Genomic DNA, 19,662 nt, shown 5'->3' on the forward strand with positions numbered 1-19,662 from the left:
TCCTCAGTTAAAGTCACGAAGATATAAGCAAGAGCTGGGCCAGTTTTGAAAAGTTATTGAAAAATAAAGTGGTTGAGGGGGATGAGGATTAGGCTGTCGATGTTTGAATGAGTTGTAGTGGAAGGGTTTTCCTAGTAAGTATTTCTTGGGAAGTGCGCATAAAAAAGCCCCAACAGGAAGTAGATTCCTGTGAAGGACGGGGCTTTATGCGTAGCCAACAAGGACTATGCCTCATAAACTACATCATGAAGATATCTGTAATCTATAGATTTCTATAGATGATCAAATAGAGCGATCCAACGTTGCACTAGATTGAGCAGATTCTTGAATCAATTCATCAAACTTGCTGTCGAGATATTCTATCAAACTCTCAGAAGGGATACGTTGAATAACGTTGTCAGAATCCGGCTGTAACACTTCCATGAAATATGTATCAGTTTCGTTGTCAAAGCCTAGACGTGTTTGAAAACCGTCGATGCGCAAATTTTGGTATGTATCAAGAGTTGCGGGTGTGTCTGGTCGACTTTCCTGACGGGATGCGTCTTCTTCCCGAACATTCGGTTGATCGGTTTCTGTTGCAGCAGTAACCACATTATCAGGAGTGCGTTGCAAAGTTGAAACAGCACCTGCTTCGATAGTTGCACCTGTTTGTGGTTGGGGCGTGTTTGTTTGGGGCAGGTTTACCTGCGGGGTGAATGCGATATCCATGGCTTTTCTCCTTCAGCTTCTGCCTATGGGTGTGTGCCTTAATATGTGAATAATATGTTGACTTTAAAGCATAAATAACACTTATTCACTTCATGTGCATTTCGATGTCGACTCGCAATTCTTGCTTTGTCTAGCACCGCACATATAATTAGGTTTTTAAACTATACCGGAATTCGCTGATTTTTGCAAGATGGCTTTTATTTCCTATAGTTTTGGGGTGTTTTTAGTTTTTTAAAGGGTGGAATCATGGCCCTTTATCCCTTATATATTGCAATGGATCCTATGAAATACGTTTTCGATTTATAATCGAAAGGGCCTGGAGAAAGTTAATGCCTTTAAGAATTAAGCTGCCAACAAATGAAAAAGTAATCATCAATGGCGCAGTGTTGGAAAATGCAGGTGATGCGACAACTATGATTATTCATAATAAGGTGGATATTCTGCGTCGTAAGGAAGTGATGAATGAGGCGGATGCTGTTTCTCCTGCGCGCAGAGTTTATTACGCTTTGCAGTGTGCTTACTTGTTTGAGAGCGATCGCAATGAGTATTTGACTTTGGCAAATGGTTTGATTTCTGAATATGCCGAAGCAGCACCAAGTTCAGCGGAGATTGTAGATTCGATCGAAAGCAAATTGCGTGATGAGAAATATTATGATGCTTTGAAGAATACTTTGGATCTGATAGATCATGAAACGGAACGTTTGGTTCAGATTGGTGTATTGGAACCTGAAGCGGTATCAGAATAGTTGTCGATTTTTAGTTATAAAAAAAGAGGCTTCAAATGAGGCCTCTTTTTTATTGAATACAGAAACATCAAATTTCGGTGCTTGAGCCGCCACTTGTTCCACCTTTAGCATATGGATTACTTGCAGGTTGTGCTGGAGACGTTGTGTCTTCTGCAGCTGGTTCGTTGTTTTCCATTAAGCCGGCGCCAATTTGTCGGTTGATGTTGATAAGGACATCTAGTTTATCGACTGTAGGGGAGCCAATAACTTCCGTGGATCTCTTGTCGATGAAGTTAGATAAGCTTAATAGGTTTTCGCGAATTTCTTTAGGAACTGCGCATTCTGGATCTACAAGTTCTGATTGAAGGATTGTCCAGACACGCCAGTTTAAACGGCACTGTGTTAAAATTTCATTTTTGTCGCCACTTTGTTTGGCAGCGTCAAGTCTGCGCGCCATTTCAATAAGTGCCCAGCCCTCTGCTTGTGGGCCTGAACCGCGGTTGAGGGCTTGTTTCTGTTGTGAAGCGTATGGATTATTCACGTCAGTACCAATCTTTCTTTCAACACAGTATCATTTCTCTTTTTACTATATATAGATTCTCCGAATCTCGGCAAGCTATCTATTTCTAATGCGAGAAATTTTTTGCATAATACATGAAAAATGTTGAAAAGCCTACAGAAATTGCACCAATGTAAGTTGTGATTTGCGCGAAATTACAGTGAATGACGCCTGCATCATTGTTTGTAATGCAGACATTTCAGTTGCGGCTGTGGCCGTGTCAGCTACGGTAATTTTATCTAGCGCGATTTTGCTGATGGTGATGAAGCTGTCGTGTAAACTGCGTGCATTTTCCAGTTCATTTAGAAATGTCCCGTTTCTTGATTGCAGATGGCGCACTTCTGTACGCGTTGAGTCCGCTAATGTGCGGGCTTCGTTTAGGAAAGAGTTGCGTTGGTCTGTTGTTAAGCCTGGTTGCGTGGCGGCCTTAAAGCGCATGATGGCGTCGACAGCGTTCTGAAAAGCCGGATCTGCGGCGGTTATGCCGTAGCTAATTGTTTGGTCATTTGAAATGGTGACCTGTGCTTCTTCCCATGCTTTGGTATCGATCGTGCCTGTCCCGGCAAAATTTGCCATATAAGATTCAACAGTGTTCGTGCCGCCAGAATCAATAATATGTTCTGGTATTTGGTCTGCTGTTTCCAGTGTGTTGGCGACGCCGATATCATTCGTTGTATATGTAGATAAATTACGCATATCAACGACTGGGGCTTCTGTGAAATTTGTTCCCCCATATATATAGCGTCCACCTATTTCGACATTTAGATTTGATTGTAAGTCAAGTAGCAGGTTGTCTGCGAGGATGGCGTTGTCATCGGCCCAATTTGCATCATCAGGTGAAATAGGATCTGCAGCATTCATTAATTGCTGCAATGTTTCTACGACCCGCTCTAAAGATGAATCATAGGCATTGGCGGTTAATTCTGTCAGGTTGATAGAGCGCTGGTAGGCTTCGCGCGCATCAATTTCATGGCCTAAATCCAGAATGCGAGAGGCATTTGATCCATAATCTTTGAGATCGGCATATTTGCGACCTGTGGAGATTTGGTACTGAAGTTCCCCAAATCGTTCATTCTGTTGTTGGATTTGAAAGCGTGTATAGCTTAAACTGCCTGATGTGCTAATCCGTTCAACCATGATGATGCCTTTCTTGAATGCCGTTTGAGACTCTTTTAAGGGCTCGTTTTGGGCATTTTTGATATATAAATATTTAGTGGTTTGTTTAGCATTTATGGTGCCAACTTTATCTAGTATATTGAAAAATAACAGTTATTCTTGATTTGATATTTTTTTTATAAGAGGGGTTGATTTCATTTTTAATCTGTGTCTATATAAAACTACCGATAGGCAGAAAGCCTTGATTATATATTTCCAGAAAGGAAGATTAAAATGTCTGATATTGCTCTTACAGCTGCGCAACGCACCTCCCTATTATCTCTACAAAATACACAATCTTTGTCCGAACGTACACAAACACGTTTGTCCACTGGTCGTGCCGTAAACAACGTGGTTGATGATGCGGTGAACTTCTTCCGTGCGAAGTCTTTGACTGACCGCGCAGCCGACTTTGATTTGAAAAAAGCTGAGATTGACCAAGGTATTTCTACCTTGAATACGTCTCTACAAGCGATCGAAAGTATCGACTCTCTTGTTAAGCAGATGAAAGGTATCGTGGAATCTGCACGTTCCCAGTCTACAACAGAGCGTAAGTCCTCTACAACTCAGTTCGAAGAGATTGGTAAACAAATCTATCAATTGGTGGAAGATGCTTCCTACCAGGGTTTGAATTTGATTAACTCTACAAACTCCACATTGGACGTTTCCTTCGGTACACGTACAGCTTCCAAGCTTCAAGTATCTGGTATTGACTTGAACGCGACAGCTGGTGACACAGATGCTTTGTTTACTGTTACTGTATTTACCAACGATGGTGACGCAATTAACGTTTCTAACTTCGGTCTATCTGCTGGTTCCTTTACTTCATTCGGTGATGCGAACTCTGAAGTAGATAAAGCGAACGATATGATTCAGGTACTTGACAAAGGTATTGAGCGTCTTCGTGGTCATGCGGCTACATTGGGTTCTAACGTTGCTATCTTGCAAACACGTCTTGATTTCACAAACAACTATGTGAATGAGTTGACTGTTGGTTCCGATAAATTGACACTTGCTGATTTGAACGAAGAGGGTGCAAACCTTGTAGCTCTTCAAACTCGTCAGCAGTTGGGTATTCAGTCTCTATCTATCTCCGGTCAGCAACAACAGGCTGTACTAGGATTGATTGGGTAAGATTTACCTTATATACCAAGAAAAAGGCTCCCAGTTGGGGGCCTTTTTTGTTTTTTACTCCATTCCTTGAATTATCTTCGTTGTAATTTTTTTCATTTAAAAACAATAGGATGCATTGTTTTGGCACGGTGAGTGCAGTGTTCTGGTCGATTTAGAAAATAATTTCGTCCAGAAAGGAATGGAACAATGCCTCTTAGCGATATTGCTTTAACAGCCGCCCAGCGTGGGTCGCTTTTATCACTTCAAGATACTCAGGCTTTATCTGAGCGTACTCAAACTCGTTTAACCACAGGTAAAAAGATCAATAGTGTTGTTGATGACGCGGTGAACTTCTTCCGAGCAAAAGCGTTATCCGATCGTGCAGAAGATTTTTCTTTGCGTAAAGATAATATTGACCAAGGTATTAGTGCTTTGAATTCTACATTGCAGGCGATTGAATCAATTGATGCATTGGTGAAGCAGATGAAAGGTATCGTGGAAGCATCCCGGTCTCAATCTACTCAGGAACGTCAGGCTGCTACTACGCAGTTTGAAGAAGTTGGTACACAAATCTTCCAACTTATCGAGGACGCCTCCTATCAGGGTTTGAATTTGTTGAGTAATACAAATGCGGTTCTTGATGTGGCCTTTGGTGTGCGTACTGCATCTCGTTTGACTGTGACCGGTCTGGATTTGAATGAGACAGATGGTGATGCAGTAAATGGTTTGTTTTCTGTTGGTGTATTCTCGGCAAACGGTCAGAATATCAATATTTCCAACTTTGGACTATCTGGTGGTTCATTCACTTCTTATGGTTCTGCGAACTCAAATGTTGGTTTCGCGAATGACATGATTACAGTGATTGATAAATCTATCTCCCGCCTTCGTGGTCATGCATCTACATTAGGTTCCAACGTTGCGATTTTGCAGACACGTCTAGATTTTACAAATACATATGTAAACGAACTTAGTACGGGTTCTGATAAGTTGACACTGGCTGATTTGAACGAAGAAGGTGCGAACTTGGTAGCTCTTCAAACTCGTCAGCAGTTAGGTATTCAATCCTTGTCTATTTCTGGTCAGCAGCAGCAGGCAATTCTATCTTTGCTACAATAATCCTGACAATAAGAAGTTTAATGATAATAAAAAGGGAGAGGTTTACCTCTCCCTTTTTGTTATATCGTCTTGTTTGCTTTGCATTTTATTGTGAATCTTATACTAATATTGTGAGAGAATTGTGGTTACAAATGTGTGGTATCAATGCAGGAAATAAGCGCTGAAGACATGCAATGGGCAGAAAATGCCTTGCAGCATCTAGCAAACAAAGATCTAAATGCAGCTATGGAAGAAATTTCCTCTCGTCATGTTAGTGAAGAGCTACAGCCAATAAAAGTTCATCTTTTAGGATTGTTGTCCATTCGCATGGAGAATTTTGCTGAAGCTTTAAACCTTTTCAAACGAGCATCAGATGCATCACCCATGTCGAAGATACATTTTGAAGCCGCAAGTTATTGTGCCACAAAACTTGGTATGCTCAGTGATAGTGTTTTCTATTTGAAAATGTCTGGTACCTGCCCAGAAGTATCAGAGTTTGAGACCAAGTTACTTCCCAGTTGGATGGGGACTGTTGAGGACCAATTAGCAAGAATTCAAGAACGCCCATTTTTACAAAAAGCCAAAGAAACCTTAGCCCAGCAGAAATACCCTGAAACTTTGCAGAATCTTCAACAAGCATTAAATGCTGATCCTTTTCACGTGGAGAGCTGGTTGGTTATTCATGAAGTGATGCAGAGATTGGATCGAAAATTTGATTCAGTGCATGCGGTGAAGGCCGCCTTGGATTCAGGTGATGTGAAGGCTGTGCCTATTGCCCAAGCAGCTTTAACTGCGTGCAAATTGGGGATTGCAGAATACAAAGAGCTTTTTTCAAAAGCATTTGAAAAGCAAGATGAGTTTGATCGGAATAAAGTTGAACTATGTGAGTTGGAAGCCTTAAGAGGGCTTCCATACCAATATGATGTATATAAGGAAAAAAAGTTAAATTATCTGAAAGCATTAGGGAATGCAGCAATTTCAGATAAAGTTGTTTCTTTAGTTAAACAAGTAAATATTGGTATTTTTTCCGGGCGGCTGAATTCTGGTCAGGGCGTAGATTTTTTCGTAAATTTTATATTGGATATGTTTTCTTTCCGTCCTGTTTCATGGTTGGCGATACAAATTTTCTCTAATGTTGATTACGGTGACTTTCAAACTAATCGTCTTCGTTCATATGCAAAGGATTATCGGCCCGTCGAACAAATTGACCCAATTACGCTATCGCGAATTTTGAGCAATGAAAGAATTCACTTGTTGTGGGACTTGGATGGATTAACGCATACTGGTGCACCTCAGATACACCAAGAAACAACTTTACCACATAGATTAGTCCTTGATGAATTCTCAGATAAAAAAATGCTCTCATTGGTGGGAGGTCAGAAATATCCATTAGAAATATTACCGCTAGGATTTCCCAAAAATTTTGACCCTGCCTCCTTCGTTGTCAAGAAAGGTAAGGAGCGTAAGACTATTCTGCTATCATTAAACCCATGTGAACTCTCAGATAAACTATTTGATATGCTTGAAAAGTTGAAGAAAGAGACTCCGTTTTTTGACTTGCTTTTAGATACCCGAAAATTGGGAGGTGTCTCTTATGTCGAAAAAATTGAAGAAAAGTTCAGAGATAGGAATTTAGGGAATTTTATTACGTTTAATGAAGTTGGTGAATTTGCAGAAGAATATATTACGGAGCTGTATGGTAAAGCTGATTATCTTTTAACAAATTCAAATGTGGATGCACTTCAATCCATATATCATGGGCTCATTCATAATTGTAATATTTTGATTTATGAAGATGGTGTCGCACGTCTAGTAGAATCCAGTTTAGAACAATTAGGATTGAAGAATAGATACTTTGATCAACTCTGTGATTTAGGTGAAATCTTACGCTCCGAATTGATGGATGATGATCAATTTGTGCAAACATTAGAGCAGCAAAATTCTATGTTGTCGGAATATGTTTCTGTAGATCAACGTGTTCAAAATGTACAAACTTTTGTGGAGTTTATCAAAGATCGTTTATGTGAAACTTATGGTGAGGAATATATGAAAGCCACATTTGGAAAGGGTTCTGAGGCATGAGCAATACTGAATTGTTTAAAAGAAACCTAGAAGTATTACGTGGCCGCCAAAAGGTTCTCGCGCATTTGGTTGAGAACTTGTCTTACGTTCACACAAAGTTAATTGAAACTGAATATGATGGGGTTAAGGGATATAATTTAGATCTTGGTAGTACGCTGTTTTATAATGAAAACCCAATAAATTTGGTTCAAAAGCAAGTCGATAAATATTTAGAAAATCCTTCACGAATTCATGGTGGCTGGCTTTTCAAACCTGTTGCCCCCTGGACGGTGACTGAATTTTTATATGAAAAAGCATGCCATTGGGCCGATGAACATGGAATTATGCAAAGACCTACTGCCAAGCCGGAAGATGGTGGTATCGCAATTATTCTGGGCTTGGGTCTTGGTTATCATATTGAACGATTAATAGACGAACTGGATTGTCGAATATTCTATATCGCCGAAGAGCATATAGAGTTTTTATATCATTTTATGCATCTCCAGGATTTGGAAAAGATATATAAAAAGCTTGCTGAACGTGGTGGTGATATTCGTTTCTTGATTGAGGAAGATCCAGATACGGTGGTTGCCCAAATTAACGTAACAATCCGACAAAATGATTTTGGTATTGTGGATGGTGCTTTTTTCTTCACGCATTATCAATCAAAAACCATGCTGGATATTCGCACGAAATATGTAGAAGCAATTCCATTAATGAATATGAATCCAGGCTTCTTTGATGATGAATGCGTCATGATGCGTAATTCTTTCGCAAATTTAACGAATGAGAAAGTAAGCCTGTATAGAATAGGTGGGAAACTGAAAAAGAATACACCTGCAATTATTGTTGGATCAGGCCCTTCTTTAGATGGATGTATTGAATTAATAAAAAATAAAAGAAATGAGATAATTGTCTTTTCATGTGGAACAGCTTTAGGTGCATTGCTGAGAAATGGTATTCGCCCCGATTATCACGTAGAGTTGGAAAATACGTCAGGACCTCCACAAATTGTGAAAGATCTGAAGGATGGATATGGTTTGGATGGCATTGATTTAATTGCCCCAACGACTGTTCGACCTGAAATGGTGGAGATGTTTGACCGATCCATTTTATTTTATAGGGATTCTGTGACGGCAACGCATTTCTGGGGGGAGCGTGACACCGTTTCACTGGCGGCACCGACAGTAAGTAATACTGGTGCACGGATTGCTGCGGGATTAGGATTTGAAAACATATATTTGGTGGGCGTTGACCTGGGGGCACGTGAGCCTGATAGTCATCATTCAAAAGATTCTATTTATTTGGCGGATGAGACTTTTTTGGAAAACAGTCCAGCTCATGCAGCGGCCTCAAAGTATAATAATGTTCAGCGTGGAAATTTAGGCGGGAATGTCTATACCAATACAAGCTTCCAAGCTTCAGCAGTTGCTATGGGGCATTTATTTATTCTATTTCCAACCATAAAGCTTGTGAATTTATCTGATGGTATACGCATAAAAGGCACAATTCCCTGTTTACCAGAAGTCGTTAGATTATCAGGTACGGAAAAAGAAGCTGCATATGAGAAAAAATTGATAACAAAAGAGTTTGAGGCAACACGTAACAGCTTTGATCTTTCTTTAGACGAACTATTGCGTTTGCAATCGGAATTATTGTTTGATTGCGAAAATATCAAGAAAGTATTTGATAAACATTTTGTTGGCGAATTTGATGTATATGCTTTCTATCGGGATATAAAGTCATGTTTGTTCTATAGTGCATCGGATAAATTTAAACGCGTCAGACATGCTATGTATTACGGTACTTATATGTTGATTTTTCAATTAGCTTTTATTGTCGTACGCCGGGTGAAAGATCAGCCTGAGATATTTAATTCATATATGGAATTTTATAAACGGGAATCTATTGCAAGCTTGAACGAAGTACAGCGACAAACTATTGAATTAATGGAAGAGTTGGTTGAGCGTGGCGAACATTACCTGCAAAAAAAGGAACAGTAAATTATGCAGCTATTTGGCAAAGATCTTTCTAAGGATGTTGTTATTATCGCTGAAATAGGTGTGAACCATGAAGGGGATCTGGAAAAAGCGAAAGAGATGATTTCTTTAGCGGCTGAAGCCGGTGCGGATGCTGTTAAGTTTCAGAGTTATACTCCCGAACGTTTTATTTCATCTGATGATGCAGATCGATTGGCACGTGTAGGACGCTTTAGTCTATCTGAAAAAGATCATTATGAGTTGGTAGATATTGCCAAATCTAAAGATATCCACTTCTTTTCTTCTGCTGTGAGTGAGGATTGGGTGCCGTTCTTGGCAGAAATTAGTGAGACAATTAAAATTGCTAGCGCCGACATTACGTTTGAACCAGTCATTCGCGCGGCGGCTGCCTCTGGAAAGGTTGTGATTCTATCGACAGGGGGCTCAACCATCGACGAAGTAGATACAGCCGTCAGTTGGGTTCGTGAAGAAGTTGGGGGTAATTTACTTTCTGAACGCCTTGTTCTTTTACATTGTATTTCTTCCTATCCAACACCTATGGAGGAAGCAAACTTACTTTCTATTCCTTATCTGCAAGAGCGTTATCCTGATGTCATCGTCGGATATTCAAATCACGCCAAAGAGAGAGAAGTGAATGTAAGTGCTGTGGCACTCGGAGCACGTGTCTTAGAAGTGCATTTTACATATCGTAAAGAAAACCAGGACTTTCATGATCATGCATTATCAGCTGACCCGGATGACATGGCTTATTATGCGGAAATGTTACCAAGAATTGCACAAATGCGAGGTGTATATGACAAACAACCACAAGCATGTGAGAGAGAAATGGTGCCTGTTATCCGTAAAGGATTAATTGCAGCAACAGATTTACCTATAGGGCATATCCTGAAGAATGAAGATATTCATTATGCGCGCCCGTCTACAGGTTTTCCGGCATCTGCAAAACCGGAAGTCGTTGGACGTCAGCTGGATATAGCTGTGAAAGCTGGACAGGTACTGAAACCTGAAATGCTGAAAGGATAATTTATGTGTGGGATCGCAGGGGCATTTGGACCAACACAAATTTCGCCTGATAGGATTACGTCTTGTCATAAGTTAATGGCACTACGTGGTCCCGATGGCGAAGGGCATTGGTCTTCAGATACTGCTGCGGGTAACCATATCAATTTCCTTCATTCTCGTTTGTCGATAGTTGACCTTGCGGAACGTTCAAATCAACCATTTATTAGAAATAACCTGTCTCTAATTTTCAATGGTGAAATTTATAATCATTTCGAGTTAAGAAAAGAATTAGAAGCTCTTGGGCATAATTTTCAAACAGCTGGTGACACTGAAGTTGTGCTTGAAGCTTATCGCCAATGGGGGGCTGATTTTGTTACTCATCTAGAAGGCATGTGGGCCATTGCTCTTTATGATAGCAATCAAGGGCGGTTAGTACTAAGTCGAGATCGATTTGGAGAAAAACCTCTTTATCTTTGGTGGGCAGATAACTGTCTCTATTTCGGATCAGAAGTGCGTTTTCTGATGGGATTGTCAGGAAAAAAAGCAGATGTGAATGTGGAACATCTGCGTAGATTTCTAGTCAATGGTTATAAGTCTCTATTCCCATCTGAAGATGAATATTTTCATGGTATCAAGGCGTTTCCTGCAGGGCATATAGCTGTGTTGGAGACGCCATCTATGCCAAGTCCGAAGCCATTTTGGTCCGTGGGATATAATCCAGTTCCTATGACGCAAGAAGAGGCTTTGGAGGAAACATTTAGTAAAGTACGCCGAGCAGTAGAATTAAGATTACGCGCAGACGTACCTGTCGCCTTGCGGTTAAGTGGCGGCATAGATTCGAATGTGGCATTAGGGATGGCTGTTCAGGAATTAGAGCAAGAAATTACAACTTTCTCTGTTGTTGAAGACGACCCACGTTATGACGAGACAGCGAGTATTCTTGAAGCGATTAAATATCATGGATGCGCTCATGAAATTATAAAAATACCTAAGGAAAACTTCCTTGAACGCCTTTATGGCTTAGTTGACTATTTTGGCAAACCCATGATGACAATCTCATATTATCTTCATGCTTTAGTCAGTGAACATATTCATAAAGCTGGCTTTAAAGTTTCACTTGGTGGAACTGGTGCTGACGAGATTTTTAGCGGTTATTATGATCATTATCTCTTTTGGTTAGCTGAAATGAAAGATCGTACAGATTTTCCTAAGCTGGTTGAAGGATGGCAGGAGAGTTATGGAAAATTCGTCAGAAACCCTTTTTTACAAGATCCAGAAGCTTTTATAAAACAGCCAACAAAGCGGGATCATATTTTTTTAGGGGCGGATAAATTTTCCTCTTTCTTAAAGGAGCCCTTTGAAGAGCAACATCATGAAAAGGTATTTTGTGAGCCGATTTTACGTAACCGAATGCTAAATGAGTTGTTACATGAAACTGTACCTGTCATGTTGCATGAAGATGATTTGTCTGCCATGGCTTATTCTGTAGAAAACCGCGCAGTTTATCTCGATAGCGAATTAGTTGAATTTGTATCGACTGTTCCTAGTGAGCATTTATTTGGGAATAGTCTACCTAAATATTTGCTGCGTCGTGCAGGGAAGGGAATCGCACCAAATTCTATTCTGACTAATCCACGTAAGCAGGGAATTAATGCGCCTGTTACAAGTTTTATAGATTTTAATGACGACGCGGTCCAAGAAGCCATACTAGACGACAGCTTAGTCTATGATATTATTCAAAAAGACAAGGTAGAAGAACTTTTAAATTCTTCTGTAGAATTGAATAGCGAAAGTAAGTTTTTATTCTCAGTTATTTCTGCGAAACTATTTATGGATAGCCATATGGCTTTTCAGCCTTAAAGGATAGGCTTATGAAATATTGCGTTGAATGTATTTTGCCAGATACCCGCCCGGGTATTGAATTAGATGACAACGGGGTTTGTACGGCCTGTCACGGTCATCGTGATAAAGAGAATAAAATTGACTGGGATGATCGTGCACAGAGTTTTGAGGGGTTAGTTGCAGATGCAAAATCCCGTTCCAACGGATATGATTGTATTGTCCCTGTCAGCGGGGGCAAAGATAGTTGGTATCAAATCATTAAAGCACAGAGTTACGGACTTAATGTTTTGGCGGTAACTTGGCGTACGCCAGCAAGAACAGAAATAGGTCAGGAAAATGTCGATCGGATGATCCAAAAATTGGGTGTGGATCATATTGATTACACTATTAACCCAGATGTAGAACGCCGCTTTATGAAAGCAGCATATGAAAAGCTTGGAGCGACAGGGTTGCCAATGCATATGGCGCTTTTTTCCATTCCTATTCGTCTGGCAGTACAATTACAGATTCCACTAATCGTATGGGGGGAAAACTCACAACTTGAATATGGTGGAAATGAATGGGAAAGATTGTCCACGAATCTAGACGCTAACTGGTTGGCCAAACATGGTTGTTTGCAATCAACGCAAGCCTTTGATTGGATAGGTTTAGAAGGATTAACAGAGAAAGATTTATCTGCTTATGCATTTCCTCAAAACCCTAATTTTGAGGTGCGTTCTGTGTTTTTGGGATCGTTTTTCAAATGGAATAGTTTTGAAAATACAGAAATCGCCAAAAAATATGGATTTAAATATGCTAAAGAAGACTTGAAGACAGGGACTTGGGATTTCGCAGATATTGATTGTAAATTTATTTCCCTGCATCATTTCCTGAAATGGTATAAGTTTGGAATAACACGTGCTTTTGACAATCTTTCAGTTCAAATTCGATATGGAATGACGACACGGAATGAAGCTATCAAAACCGTTACAAAAATGGGGCTGCAGCGGCCAGATGGGGATATCGAAGCTTTTTGTGAGTTTCAAAAGCTACCGGTAAGCTGGTTTATGGAAGTTGCAGAAAGCTTTCGTAACAAGGATATTTGGAAACAAGAAGGTGGGCGTTGGATTTTGCCTGATTTCTTGGTTCAAGAATGGGATTGGGATCAATGACTTCAAATTTGAAAATTGCACTGCTCACGTCAGATATGCCTTTTTTGAAGGCCTTTGCGAAAGCGTTACAGGCCCATTATCCCAATATACAAATATTTGAAGAAAAACGTGAGATTTCAGCAAGCTTTGAAACGCGTCATGAAGTAGACGGTTTTAGAGATGAGTATGAGATTGATATTTACTTTGATGGAAAAGAACCCAGCCTTAAAGACATAGCACCAACGCACACGTATCGTGATGTGAATTCGGCGGAATGCGTTAAAGCGATAAAAGACTTTGAGCCAGATGCGTTGATCGCATTTGGAACCGGTGTTATTCGCGAAGAACTGCTGGGTATTAAACCTGATCGCTTTGTTACACTACACGGTGCGGATCCTGAACAGTATCGGGGGTTGGATACGCATCTCTGGGCGATTTATCATGGTGATTTTGATGGCTTAATGGCCTCACTTTTACGGGCCCATGCTATACCGGATCAGGGGGGCGTTGTGATGAAAATGCCGATCCCTATTAAGCCCGGTATGAAGTTTTTTGAATTACGTAAAGCTTATTGCGATATTTGCATTGATATGGTGCTTTCGGCATTAAACATGTTGGAAAGTTTTGATCAATTTATTAGCCAACCGCAACGATATATTGGCCGACATTATTCCTTTATGCCTGCGGTTTTGAAGGATCGTTGCATTCAAAAATTCTATTCGCATGTTTTAACACTGGAAGACTAATTACGTTATCGAAATTAAGTTTAGTATGTTGTCTTCAAATGTAGTTATTTACTTCGACAACGTGATAAATAATTTTTGTAAGTGGAGTATGTAAGTTCAGATGAAAGATACTCAACAGCCCTGTGCCGTGTGTAATCAATCCGATTGGAAATTCCACGCATTCTTTACCCATAAGCCAGATATTGAAGCTAATTATGGATTTAAAGAATATCAGAGAAGTTTATTTGAATGTAAATTTTGTGGACATTTTGAAAATCGTTATGGAGGGGACATTGATTTATCTTCCCTTTATGAAGGTGGGTATTGGGATAGCACATATGCAGATAAGGTTAAGTCGACATTTGATAGAATAATGGCTTTGCCTTCTGCTGAGTCTGATAACCGTGGACGCGTAGGATTTATTAATGATTATTGGCAAACGAATTCTTTATTACCAAAGACGGTTTTAGATATTGGTGCTGGATTAGCTGTGTTTCCTGCGGTTATGAAAGAAAATGGATGGGATGTAACTGCATTAGACCCAGATCCGAAAGCAGCAGAACATGCGGCCAAAAATGCTCATGTTAAGTCGGTTGCTGCGAATTTTTTGACAGATAATGTTGATGGAAAATATGCACTTATAACGCTTAACAAGGTGTTGGAACATGTACCTGATATGGTCGCAATGCTAAGAAAGGTGCAAAGTAACTTAGTCGAAAACGGCGTTGTTTATGTTGAATTACCAGATGGTGAGGCTGCGATTCACGATAAAGATAACGTAACACGTGAAGAGTTTTTAGTTGAACATTATTGTGCATTTTCTTTCACATCATATAGCTTACTTGCAAACAAATCAGGTTATGAGGTTATGACCTTGGAACGTTTGGTTGAACCTAGCGGCAAATATACGTTACGAGGGTTTTTAAAGGTCAAATCAAGTGACTGAAACCAGTTATACGCCATTAACATTTGAAACTGAAATATTTGGCAAACCGGTCTGGCGTTTGAATGATATTTCATGTGCACGTGAAGTCGTTCACTTAGCTCAAAAACAGAATGTTACAATAATCAGTTATCGTGAAAATGGATCAGAGGAGGATTTATCTTTTCTGGAACAAGCGGGTTTTTACTCAGTTGAGATGCTCACCACATTAGAAAGAAAAATCAATCCAGAAACAAAATGGCCAGATCATATACAAATTGCAAATATCGATGATGCGAGCAGTGTTGCAGAGATAGCCGGCAAGTGTTTTTCAGATGATCGCTATCATATTGATAAAGCGATAGATAACAAAATTGCAGACGCAATTAAGTCTCAATGGATGTATAACGCTGTCTCTGGCCGTGCAGATATTGTATTTTTGTATAAAGAGGCCGGAAAAATTTTAGGATTCAACTCATGTATGTTGCGTGACAAGGTCGCAAGTATCGATTTGATAGGTGTTCTTCCAAATTTACAAAGGCGGGGTGTGGGGAAAGCTTTGGTGCAGGCAATGGAAAACCATTATGCGGGAAAAGCTGCTTTTTTGCGTTTAGGGACACAAGCAGCAAATTTAAAATCTCAAAAATTTTATCAAAAACTGGGTTTTCAAGAGATTTATAGACGTCAAACTTGGCATTGGACTAATAAGAGTTAGCCAATCTTGAAAAGTAGCGCGTTTTTTTTCCCTTGAGGTGGAAGAGCAGCGTCAATACCGCGCAATCTCTCATAGATACTGCATCCAAAGATGTAATTCACCTGACCATATTTGTCATTCATCGGAAGATAAATACGTTCTGTGTATTTGAATTCATCATCAGTGGTAATACTATAATAGGCTACAGCAGGTGTTTCGCGGATAAACTTCCAACGTGACATGACGCTGTCAACGGATTCTTGTTCCATGAATTCACCGATAAGAGGGCTTTTTTTGGTCTCTTGCCAGGCCTCTTTGATATTTTGCCCTGCTAAGGTTTGTCGGTAAGTATCTAATTCTGATACATATTCATATATCCAAACATTGGATATATATTTTTTGGGAATTGATAGTGGATCAATATCATTGCGTGCAGGGATCTTCTTGTTCGGTGCAAAATTGAGCCATGCTTGAAATATTTCGTTGGCCATGCGGGTTGGGAAAGTTGGTGGTCCTTCTTGCAAATCTTCGATACTATACATTCAACGTTTTTCCTGATCCTATTAATAGGTTATTATTTGAGCTTGATTTCATCTTCGTCGAGATAGGCGATAACTTCCATATTCTGGGATCTTGTATAGGCATCAAACTCGTTTTTCTTTTCTATTTCATAAGCCAGAATATAGATGAGCTTATCTGGATTACGGCAAAGCACAGTTCTATACCCCGCCTTTTGCATTCTGCCATTTGTGGAACCCGTAAGATAATATCCCCAATCTTTTGCAGTGATATCTATCTCTTTGCCTGTTGAGGATTGAAATGTAATTAATTCATCAGCTTGCAACTGAACATCGGCAACATGTGAGAGCCTTACATCTTTTACCGTGAACATTCGGGGAGGGGATTTAACTTTATAATCCATCACTTTACCTATTTAGGGGCGGGGTGGTTCCGTTGCCAGACCTCTGCCAATGGAACGATATCTTTTAAATCAGCATATACAGGATCATCTAATTGTTGAACCATCCAAATTGCCTTATCTAAGTCTTCAGCGGTATCTACAGTTATAGCTTGCACATCATTGGAATAATTTTCCTTTGCACGAACTGGTTTGATATCAAATTGATCTGGATTTTTATATGCATAGGCTGTGACATGCTCTTGATAATAAGGATCATCTGCTAAATCACATATTTTTTGCATCGCTTCTCTTGTTACTATTTCAACACTACAGCCATAAGGAAAATCACGTGATACAAAAACATTACTTGTGAGATCACTGTTATTTTGCAGAAATTCTGTCGCGACCAAATCTACGACTTTCGGGTCCATTAGCGGGCTATCAGCACAAATTCGAATAAACCAGTTTAAATCATGCGCTTTCATAGCGTCCAAACAACGTCCTGCAACATTATTCACATCGCCACGAAATACAGGAAGTCCGTTTTTTATTGCAAAGTCGACAAGTGGTTGATCGACCTCACGGTTTGTTGTGGTGATGATCATATCAGACATCACCTTACAACGTTCAAGTCGCTTTACAAGCAAGCTTAGGACTGTGAATTCTTGGTTAAGTTTTTTGAGTTGCTTTTGAGGCAAACGATTGGAATCCAGTCGCGCCAGCAGAAGCAATGCCCCTTTGCCACGTGTAGACATCTCAACCAACCTTAGTAATCTTCATTACTCTTGCGTTTGGCTTTTTCCCAAGCATCTACATACCATTGGCAATAATCTTTATAGCCTGTCTCCAAAGTCCATTCAGGCTGGAAGCCAAGAATAGTCTTTGCCCGATCTGTAGAAAGGGTTCCGCGAATTGGTTTATCAACGGCGCGTGGGCGTTCTTCCAAAATAGCATCCGGTACAACGGATTTAACGACAGCCGCCAAATCAGCGATTGTGCGCGCATTTCCGAAGGTCAAATTAAATGTGTTGCTATCTTCTGGTGATTTATGAAGGGCCAATGCACGCACCTGTCCTTGTACCAAGTCTTTGATATAAGTGAAGTCTAGTTTGCCATCACCACCACCTTCCAACAGAAGTGGCTTGCCAGTTAGAGCATTTTCAATAAACATCTGGCTTACACGACGTGAAATACAACGTTCGCCATATAGGGCACTTGGTCGGATAACCGTCGTGCCTAAACCATATTGTGTACGATATGTACGAATCAAACGTTCCCCCATGAATTTGGCATTGGCATAGATGCCTTCGGGGCGTGGGAAGGTTGTCTCATCAACGCTGTCACCTTCAAAATCTCCGTAAACTGTACTGGAAGACATAAACATAACTTGATTGATTTTATCTGTTCTAGGACGAATTAATTCCAAGGTATTCCGCAAGGTGATCAATTGTAAATCAAAACAAAGTCCAGGTTCCGCTTTTGCATCAACAGCGCTGGCGATGGCAGAAAGATGAACAACCTTGGTTGGTTCAAATTCTTCAAAAATACGGCCAAGATCTGCTAAATGACGGGCGTCACAATTCTTTAATTCAACACCTGATTTGCGTAACAAATGAAACCGTTCCAATAAGAAGCCTTGATAGGCCATGCGCTGGACTTTGTCTTTCTCAGATTCAAATGTATTTTCGATCAAACTATTGATCATCAGATTATCAGCAATCATTACTTTTGAACCCATATCTGCGAGTTCGAGTGCTAAATTATGGCCGATAAATCCAGCGCCACCAATTAAAAGAATACGCTGGTCTTTTAAGAGTGGGCGTAGTGTTTCATAGGGAATATGTGACATGATATACCTCGAATTCTTCTTGGTTATGCCTTTGAAACCACAAGGGCTTGTTTAAATGCTTCTGCAATTCTTTCTGGCCCATCTTCAGGCAAATGAGGGCCAACTGGCAAGGATAAAGTTTGTGCAGAAATCCATTCCGCATTCGGGAACTGTCCCTGTTTGTATCCATATTTTTCTGCATAATACTCAAAAAGTGGGACTGGGCCTGGATAATGGACTGAGAAACCGATACCACTTTCTTTTAAACTATCCATTACTTTTGCGCGATCAATGGAGCCATCTTTAGGTAAAATTGTATTCAGACAATAGTGACTGTTTGGGCCATATCCTTCTGGTGGAGGGAGTAAGGATACTTCATCGACATCTTTTAATAATTCTACTAATCGGCGATAGTTTTCAGCACGGACTTTTTGAAAACCATCTAGTCGCTTTAATTGCTCTACACCGACGGCTGCTTCTACGTCACTCATGCGGTAATTGAAGCCTAACTGGTTCACATCATAGAGGCCTGGTTTTGATCTTTCTCCAAGTGCCTTGTTATATCCAAAGGCACGGCGTTTACGTAATTGATCTGCAAGTTCGTCGTCATTTGTGGTGACCATGCCACCTTCGATGGATGTCATATGCTTTACCGGATAAAACGAAAATGCACCTGCTAAGCCATGATTACCGACTTTTTTACCATCAAATTCAGCGTCAAGAGACACGGCGCAATCTTCCAGAATAAAGGCACCATGGCGTTCCGCTGTTTGTTTAATTCGCCGCATATTGCAGGGAAGACCAAGATAATGCACAGGCATAATTACGGAAAGGTTTTCTTCAATTCTATCAAGTGCACCGGGGCACATATTTCCGGTATTAGGACTAATATCAACGAAGATAGGTTTTGCACCTTGTAATTCAACTACATGGGCTGTTGCAGTATGCGTCATCGCAGGCAGAGCAACGGTATCTCCTTCACCAATATTCTTAACAAAGAGAACCATGTGGAGACCAGCAGTACAGGAGGCGACAGATACTGCATGTTTTGTACCTACTCTTTTAGCGAATGCCTCTTCAAATTCAGGCGTTTTTTTACCATGCACCAGCATACCGCTATCTAGTACATCTAATACTGCCTGTTTCTCAGCATCACTTATTTGTGGTTTGCCAAATGGTATTGGATCAGCCATATCCGATTT

At 40.3% G+C, this 19,662-nt stretch carries 19 protein-coding genes; 11 read left to right on the top strand and 8 right to left on the bottom strand.

What is annotated here, in order from left to right; translation table 11 throughout:
- Positions 1 to 282: 282 nt before the first annotated feature.
- The gene (locus ACOQOA_RS14760; RefSeq protein ID WP_420549381.1) at positions 283 to 708 is read right to left on the bottom strand and encodes a hypothetical protein; all 426 of its coding nucleotides are present in this window, start codon (positions 706 to 708) and stop codon (positions 283 to 285) included.
- 329 nt (positions 709 to 1,037) lie between these two features.
- On the opposite strand from ACOQOA_RS14760, the gene ACOQOA_RS14765 reads away from it, so the two are divergent.
- Positions 1,038 to 1,454 carry a flagellar biosynthesis repressor FlbT gene (locus ACOQOA_RS14765; RefSeq protein ID WP_420549382.1) on the top strand — a complete coding sequence of 139 codons (417 nt, stop codon included), beginning with the start codon at positions 1,038 to 1,040 and terminating at the stop codon, positions 1,452 to 1,454.
- Positions 1,455 to 1,521: 67 nt separating this feature from the next.
- Here the strand turns inward: ACOQOA_RS14765 and ACOQOA_RS14770 are convergent, their stop codons facing one another.
- Together ACOQOA_RS14770 and ACOQOA_RS14775 are read right to left on the bottom strand one after the other, a co-directional pair.
- Entirely contained in the window at positions 1,522 to 1,974 is a 453-nt protein-coding gene (locus tag ACOQOA_RS14770) for a flagellar biosynthesis regulator FlaF (RefSeq protein ID WP_420549383.1), read from the bottom strand.
- 132 nt (positions 1,975 to 2,106) lie between these two features.
- Positions 2,107 to 3,129 carry a flagellin gene (locus ACOQOA_RS14775; RefSeq protein ID WP_420549384.1) on the bottom strand — a complete coding sequence of 341 codons (1,023 nt, stop codon included), beginning with the start codon at positions 3,127 to 3,129 and terminating at the stop codon, positions 2,107 to 2,109.
- A gap of 252 nt (positions 3,130 to 3,381) precedes the next feature.
- Between ACOQOA_RS14775 and ACOQOA_RS14780 the strand changes: the two genes are divergently transcribed.
- The 10 genes from ACOQOA_RS14780 (at position 3,382) to ACOQOA_RS14825 (ending at position 15,752) form a co-directional block, all read left to right on the top strand.
- Positions 3,382 to 4,281, top strand: a complete 900-nt coding sequence (locus ACOQOA_RS14780) for a flagellin (RefSeq protein WP_420549385.1) — start codon at positions 3,382 to 3,384, stop codon at positions 4,279 to 4,281.
- Positions 4,282 to 4,467: 186 nt separating this feature from the next.
- Positions 4,468 to 5,376, top strand: a complete 909-nt coding sequence (locus ACOQOA_RS14785; RefSeq protein ID WP_420549386.1) for a flagellin — start codon at positions 4,468 to 4,470, stop codon at positions 5,374 to 5,376.
- Positions 5,377 to 5,520: 144 nt separating this feature from the next.
- On the top strand, positions 5,521 to 7,437 hold the full coding sequence (locus ACOQOA_RS14790; RefSeq protein WP_420549387.1) for a hypothetical protein: 1,917 nt from the start codon (positions 5,521 to 5,523) through the stop codon (positions 7,435 to 7,437).
- Entirely contained in the window at positions 7,434 to 9,419 is a 1,986-nt protein-coding gene (locus ACOQOA_RS14795) for a 6-hydroxymethylpterin diphosphokinase MptE-like protein (RefSeq protein ID WP_420549388.1), read from the top strand. The genes ACOQOA_RS14790 and ACOQOA_RS14795 overlap by 4 nt, the downstream gene beginning before the upstream one ends.
- 3 nt (positions 9,420 to 9,422) lie before the next feature.
- Positions 9,423 to 10,439: an N-acetylneuraminate synthase family protein gene (locus ACOQOA_RS14800; protein ID WP_420549389.1), complete on the top strand. Its 1,017-nt coding sequence runs from the start codon at positions 9,423 to 9,425 to the stop codon at positions 10,437 to 10,439.
- Positions 10,440 to 10,442: 3 nt separating this feature from the next.
- On the top strand, positions 10,443 to 12,278 hold the full coding sequence (gene asnB / locus ACOQOA_RS14805) for an asparagine synthase (glutamine-hydrolyzing) (protein ID WP_420549390.1): 1,836 nt from the start codon (positions 10,443 to 10,445) through the stop codon (positions 12,276 to 12,278).
- A gap of 11 nt (positions 12,279 to 12,289) precedes the next feature.
- Positions 12,290 to 13,411, top strand: a complete 1,122-nt coding sequence (locus ACOQOA_RS14810) for an N-acetyl sugar amidotransferase (protein WP_420549391.1) — start codon at positions 12,290 to 12,292, stop codon at positions 13,409 to 13,411.
- On the top strand, positions 13,408 to 14,136 hold the full coding sequence (locus tag ACOQOA_RS14815; RefSeq protein ID WP_420549392.1) for a hypothetical protein: 729 nt from the start codon (positions 13,408 to 13,410) through the stop codon (positions 14,134 to 14,136). Before ACOQOA_RS14810 ends, ACOQOA_RS14815 begins: the two co-directional genes overlap by 4 nt.
- Positions 14,137 to 14,236: 100 nt before the next feature.
- Positions 14,237 to 15,061: a class I SAM-dependent methyltransferase gene (locus ACOQOA_RS14820; protein WP_420549393.1), complete on the top strand. Its 825-nt coding sequence runs from the start codon at positions 14,237 to 14,239 to the stop codon at positions 15,059 to 15,061.
- A complete protein-coding gene (locus tag ACOQOA_RS14825; protein ID WP_420549394.1) occupies positions 15,054 to 15,752 on the top strand; it encodes a GNAT family N-acetyltransferase in 699 nt (232 codons plus the stop codon). Before ACOQOA_RS14820 ends, ACOQOA_RS14825 begins: the two co-directional genes overlap by 8 nt.
- Here ACOQOA_RS14825 and ACOQOA_RS14830 read toward each other — a convergent pair.
- The 5 genes from ACOQOA_RS14830 to ACOQOA_RS14850 are packed head-to-tail and all read right to left on the bottom strand — an operon-like array spanning position 15,749 to position 19,653.
- Entirely contained in the window at positions 15,749 to 16,273 is a 525-nt protein-coding gene (locus ACOQOA_RS14830) for a PAS domain-containing protein (RefSeq protein ID WP_420549395.1), read from the bottom strand. The two genes, ACOQOA_RS14825 and ACOQOA_RS14830, sit on opposite strands and share 4 nt — an antisense overlap.
- A 32-nt stretch (positions 16,274 to 16,305) precedes the next feature.
- Entirely contained in the window at positions 16,306 to 16,653 is a 348-nt protein-coding gene (locus tag ACOQOA_RS14835; protein WP_420549396.1) for a hypothetical protein, read from the bottom strand.
- An 8-nt stretch (positions 16,654 to 16,661) separates the two neighbouring features.
- Positions 16,662 to 17,387 carry a cytidylyltransferase domain-containing protein gene (locus ACOQOA_RS14840; RefSeq protein ID WP_420549397.1) on the bottom strand — a complete coding sequence of 242 codons (726 nt, stop codon included), beginning with the start codon at positions 17,385 to 17,387 and terminating at the stop codon, positions 16,662 to 16,664.
- An 11-nt stretch (positions 17,388 to 17,398) separates the two neighbouring features.
- Complete coding sequence (locus ACOQOA_RS14845) at positions 17,399 to 18,481, bottom strand: NAD-dependent epimerase/dehydratase family protein (protein ID WP_420549398.1); 1,083 nt, start codon at positions 18,479 to 18,481, stop codon at positions 17,399 to 17,401.
- 23 nt (positions 18,482 to 18,504) lie between these two features.
- Entirely contained in the window at positions 18,505 to 19,653 is a 1,149-nt protein-coding gene (locus ACOQOA_RS14850) for a DegT/DnrJ/EryC1/StrS family aminotransferase (protein WP_420549399.1), read from the bottom strand.
- Positions 19,654 to 19,662 lie beyond the last annotated feature (9 nt).

This window comes from Curvivirga sp., assembly GCF_965219885.1.
GTDB lineage: Bacteria > Pseudomonadota > Alphaproteobacteria > UBA8366 > Aestuariispiraceae > Curvivirga.